The sequence below is a fragment of the Campylobacter sp. 2457A genome (assembly GCF_020135895.1).
Taxonomy (GTDB): Bacteria; Campylobacterota; Campylobacteria; order Campylobacterales; family Campylobacteraceae; genus Campylobacter_D; species Campylobacter_D taeniopygiae.
Window position 1 is genome coordinate 1 of record NZ_JACHTO010000041.1, and the last position, 5,542, is coordinate 5,542.

3 protein-coding genes are annotated in these 5,542 nt (G+C 25.8%); all 3 read right to left on the bottom strand.

The features are described 5' to 3' along the window. On the bottom strand, positions 1-1,432 hold a 1,432-nt coding region (locus H2280_RS07970), incomplete at its 3' end, for a capsule biosynthesis protein CapA (protein WP_337216198.1). Then, complete coding sequence (locus tag H2280_RS07975) at positions 1,425-4,538, bottom strand: HAD-IA family hydrolase (protein ID WP_337216199.1); 3,114 nt, start codon at positions 4,536-4,538, stop codon at positions 1,425-1,427. The genes H2280_RS07970 and H2280_RS07975, both read right to left, overlap by 8 nt. Before the next feature lie 2 nt (positions 4,539-4,540). Next, a partial coding sequence (locus tag H2280_RS07980; protein ID WP_337216200.1) for a 4Fe-4S cluster-binding domain-containing protein occupies positions 4,541-5,542 on the bottom strand: 1,002 nt, incomplete at its 5' end.

Sequence of the window (5,542 nt, forward strand, 5' to 3'; positions counted from 1 at the left end):
CTAGATGATTTGAAACTATAGTAGCTGCTCCTATTATTTTCTTTTCTGCACCATCTACTTGTTTATAAAAAACTTCATAAAATAAATTTAAAATTGTTACCCTTAAATATGGATAATGTTGATTTATAGCAGAATCCTGCTTATAAAAATGATAAAAAACCATAAAAGCTATTTTAGAAATAAAAGGATAATTTTGAATACCTTGTTTGAAATAGTTTGTAAAAATAAACACAGGCAATGCAGGATCCATATGATAATCAAGCAAAACATTTAAAAAATTATTTTCATTCCAGTGACTTTTTAATACTTCATTAGCTTCTTCATATTTTTCATTTTCTAAAAGTAAATTAATATAAAATATTTGAGAATTAACATTACAAGGATCGTTTTGCAAAGCTTGTAATAAAAAAAATTTTTGTGTTTCAAAAGAAATTTTTAAATCCTTAGCAAGCAAATACAAATAAAAATAACTACAAGATTTTTGCAAAGGATGTATATTTTTAATTTTTTCTACATATTCATTCATGAGATCATATTGCTCTTTGGTAGAAAAAAACTCATGGACACTAATGACCGAATTTCCACCTATATAACTAGCACATCTAGAAAATCCAGAAGTCCATGAAGAATATATTTTTTGAGCTTTTGACATTAAAACTATTTCAAAAATAATTTGCTCATATCCTTTCATACCGCTGATCAGATCTGAAATAACAAAAACATTATTTTTCCCAGATATTTCTAGGGAGTATTTTTTAAGACTAGAAACAAGCCCAAGATCATCACAAAATAAAATAACTTTTTTTGCTTCGCTTAAATATTTTAAAATCAAATAAATTGCCAAGGGATAGTGCAATACTTTATATCTCCATACATATTGAGTATTTCTTAACTCTTGAATATAAATAGTTTCTCCGCTTCTTATATGTATAGCTATAAACTCTCCTAAATTTTGAGATACTTCTTCTACTTGTTTTAAAATATCTTTAACTTCTTTTGAAAATCCTATATCTTGCCAACATTGCATTAAACCTTTTCGATATTCATCTTTATTGATATCTTGAAAACAACGAGATAAATCATCATATGTTGAATACCATCCCCAATCCTTCTCATAAGGTTTTTCAAGAAGTCTTGTTAGATTGGACTTGTGGTACAAACTCCAAAATAAAGGCATTTCGTAAGCAAAATTAAGCTCTTTCTTTTCGTGTTTTTCAATAAATTCTTTATCAAATAAAAACTCTTTTTTTGGTAAATTTGCCCAAGGTACCAATACTTTACCTTCTTCAAGATCTTGTATCCCAGAAATGTCTCTCCAAACAAAACCAAATTCACAATTTAATCTTTTTGAAATATAAAGAGCATTTAAAAATGCTCTCATTCTTTCTCCAAATCCATCATCTCTTCCTGCAACAATTAAAGGTTTATCCATTTTTTGCCTTTTTTTTATTTCTAATTCTATTTTTATAAAGACTTCTAATTTTAAAAGGTAAAATAAAAATTCCTATAAAATTATAAGTTTTAAATATTTTTAAAATGATTTCTCCAAGCTGATAGGAAAAAAAATTTTTAACCACGATAGCCTCTTCATAATCCTTATAAATTCTCAAATCCATCTTTGTGTCATTATTTTTTATGATCTTTTTTTCTTCTTTATAAGCTATAATAATACTAGGGATTAAAAAAATTAATTTTAAAATTTTTATAGGATTTTTAATATTAAGTAAAATTGCATTCCCTAGCTTATACGAAAGATGTGATTTTATAATAGCAACAGCACCAAAAAATTTGACATTTTTACTATCGATATGATATATTTTTCTTATTTGCGAATCACTTCTTAAAATAGTCCATAATGAAAGATTTTTTTCTATTTTCTCATTATCCATAATCCTAGGAGAAAAAAATTGAACTTTTTCACTTTTTCCATCTAAAATAAATGGGACACTTCCTAAAATATCTACCATTTTCTTATCCACATCTTCGCTAATTAAAAATTTAAAATAAATTGAAATAATGTTTAAATCACAAAGTAAGTGGTTGTAATTTTCTAATTTTACTAAATTTTGGACAAATCGCAAAACCCCATTTATATATTTTTCATACCCAAATTCTTTTAAAGCTCTACCTTCTACTTTATCTTTAATAGGTATGATTTTATTCTCAATTTTTTCATAACTTAGAGTTTGCCCTTCGAGAGATCTTACAAATAACTCTAAATAATAAATATTATTTCCATTTATAGGATATAAAAATAAAGATGGACTATAAGTTTTAAAAAGTGATGTCCTGTATAAATAAAAGCTTCCAAAAAAGCATTTATTATGATCTAAATTTTCAGTTTCCTTTGTAATATAATCTAAGGTTTCACCAGTTCCACAAAATTCAACAAAAGCAAATTTTTCACTCAAATTTAACTCTTGTTTGAGATATTCTTTAATCAAATTTATTTTTTTATCATTTTTTTCTTTAAAAGGCTCCCTCCAAGCTTCTCTAGAACCTTCTAAATATTTTGTCTCAATATCTAATGATTCTTCAGCTATAAAAATATCTGCTATTTGTTGCAAAACAAAACCGTCTCTAGCTATAAAATATAAATTTTTTATTTTATTTTTTTTAGCTATTTCTAATACCCAATAAACATAAGGCGCCAATAAAGGTCCACCTAAGGAAACACCTATTTCTTGTAAATTATCTAAAATATGTTCATTTCTAATTTTTCTAGAAAGTGCAATTATTTTTTGCAAAGCCAAATTAGAATTATGTGCTAAAGTATATTGCTCATAAGGTAACAAGATATTTTCATAAAAATTAACTTCTATTCCAAGTTTTCTAGCTTGTAAAATATCATGTTCATAATTATCACCATAATGGATCCAATTTTCTGGCTTGATCTTTTCTAGACTAAATACTGTCTTAAATAGCTTACCATTATGTTTTTTCCTTTTATATTCAGACGAAACATAAATTGGAATTCCTTTAAAAATATCAGAAAAATGAATAAGAAAATTTCTAATAATTTCCGAATTGAAATACATATCTGAAATTAAAATAACTCGCTTATTGGACTTGATTAAATTTTCTACTAATTTTATGTTCTTAACTATTGGATAAAGATATTCTTCTTCAGTTTGAATTTCTAAATCCATTAATTTTCTTTTTTGATCTTCCGTTAGATTAAAATTATTTTGAATGGTTTTATAAATTTCATCAAAGGTAACATCTTGATTTTTTTTACCACATATATTAATATAAAAATATTGTTCAATTTGAATTCTTATAAGATCAAAATTTTCAATCAAAACAAGCGGTAATTCTAAATTTTCCAATCTTAATTTTTCTTTGACTATCGAAAATATACTTTGAGGTTGGGCAACTTTTCTTGATATTAGAGTATCAAATACATCAAAAGAAAATAAAGAAAAATTTTTCTGTTGAATTTGATATAAATACTGATTATGACAAATATTTTCCCTAACCATTTTTAAAATATTTTTTTCATATATCTCATAGGTGGATGTTTTCAAATAAGCTTCTCGCGCTTTTTCTCCCATTGTTTTTAAGTTATTTTTGAAAGCATAGGCTTGAATAAAAGCATTTTTTAAAGATTGCATATTTGCAGTTTCTACCAACCAACCGTTTTCGGAATTTAAAATATATTTTGCACCAATATTTTGCGTTAAGATCAATGCTTTAGCCATCATGGCACCTTCCAAAGCAACCAAAGAACATGATTCATCTCTAGATGGCACAACCACAACATCACAATATTTAATTAATTGATGGATATTCTCCCTATCTCTTAACTCTCCGTGATAAAAAATATTAGAATGCTGTCGTGCTTGATTTAAAATTTGAGGATAGAAATCCGATGCACCTTCCCAAAATCTTCCAGCAAAATGCAATTCACATTCTTTTCTAATATTATCAGGCAAAGAAGTAAAAGCTTGAAGTAAAATATCATAGCCTTTCCTTTTTTCAATTGTGCCTAAAGTTAAAAATTTTAATTTTGAATTTTTTTCTTTTAATTTTAAAGTTATATCATCATGGATAATCTTAACTGATTTATATACATCATCTACACAATTATGCAATACTTCAACATTTTCATTATAGTTTTTTACAATAAAATCTCTAGCATACTCACTAACAACATAAAGTTTTTTTGCTTTTTTTAAAGCCTCTAATCTTCCTTTTTTCCAAAAAAAATCTGGAAGATTTTCCGCTTCTCTAATATACCATACTAATGGAACATATTTTTCAATTAATTCAACTGCTTTATAAACAACTACTGTATTTGCTATAACCAATGAATATTTGAAAATTCTCCGATGAATCCAATCAATATCAATTAAATCTTCATCTATAATTTCAACATGAACACCTAATTTATCAAATTCTCTAATGTAAGGACCTTCGTTATAACTCCAAATATCTACAAAATAACCATTATTTAAAAGAACTTGACATATACGCTTAAAGCTATTTAAAGCTCCAGTATATTCTAGCTCAGGTGTAATTAAAAGAATTTTTTGCACTATTAATCTCCACTTAAATCAATATATTCATCTATTTTTTGAGAACTTTTTCTCCATAAACCCACTTCCTTCCATTTTCTAACATCACAGTAGCGACAAAAAGGTATAGGTTTAGCTAAAAAAGATAAAATCTCTTGATAATTACTAGCTTTATAAATATCTATATAATCAAATTCTGAAAGCTTTAACTCAACTTTTGTTTTTTCATTAGAAAATTTTTTATTGAAGTGCTCTATATGAGCTGAAATGGGACAAGTAAATAATTTTCCATCTTTAAGTTGTACACAATGATTAGCCATACTACAATTTGTAAAACTATGATAATTGTCGCATTTTCCCAAAGGATCGAGTGTAAATTTCCAAGAAATTTTTTCAGGTTCTCCATTATTAAAAAAAATAAGAGGAATATTGTATTGATGGCATAATTTTTCTATAAATTTCCAATTAATCTTTAAAGGATATTTTGTAGGTCTGATTTCCACATGATTTTCTTGACAACACCTCCAAAAATCATCTGTTTGCCTATCAAGCAAAATTCCATTTGTAACAAGCCAAATAGAACTATCTGGAAAATATTTTCTTGTAATATTTATAAATTCTTGACATTGTGGATTTAATAAAGGTTCTCCACCCATCAGTCTAAAAGTTCCTACTAAACCTTTTGTTATATTTGATAATTTCCTCATATCTTGCTGAAATTTTCCAATATCTGGAAAATTATTTTCGGCAATTTGAGAAAAATGATTACATCCAAAACAATTTAAATTGCATGATTCTGAAACATGAATTTCAATAATTTCTAAAAAAGCCTGCGAGGTTATTTTTCTTAAATGAAAATCTAAAATATCATAATATTTCTTTTTCACATTAGCTAAATCTAATTTTGTATTATTTAAATCTACTTTCACGTTAGCTAAATCTAATTTTGTATTATTTAAATCTACTTTCACGTTAGCTAAATCTAATTTTGTATTATTTAAATCTACTTTCACGTTAGCTAAATC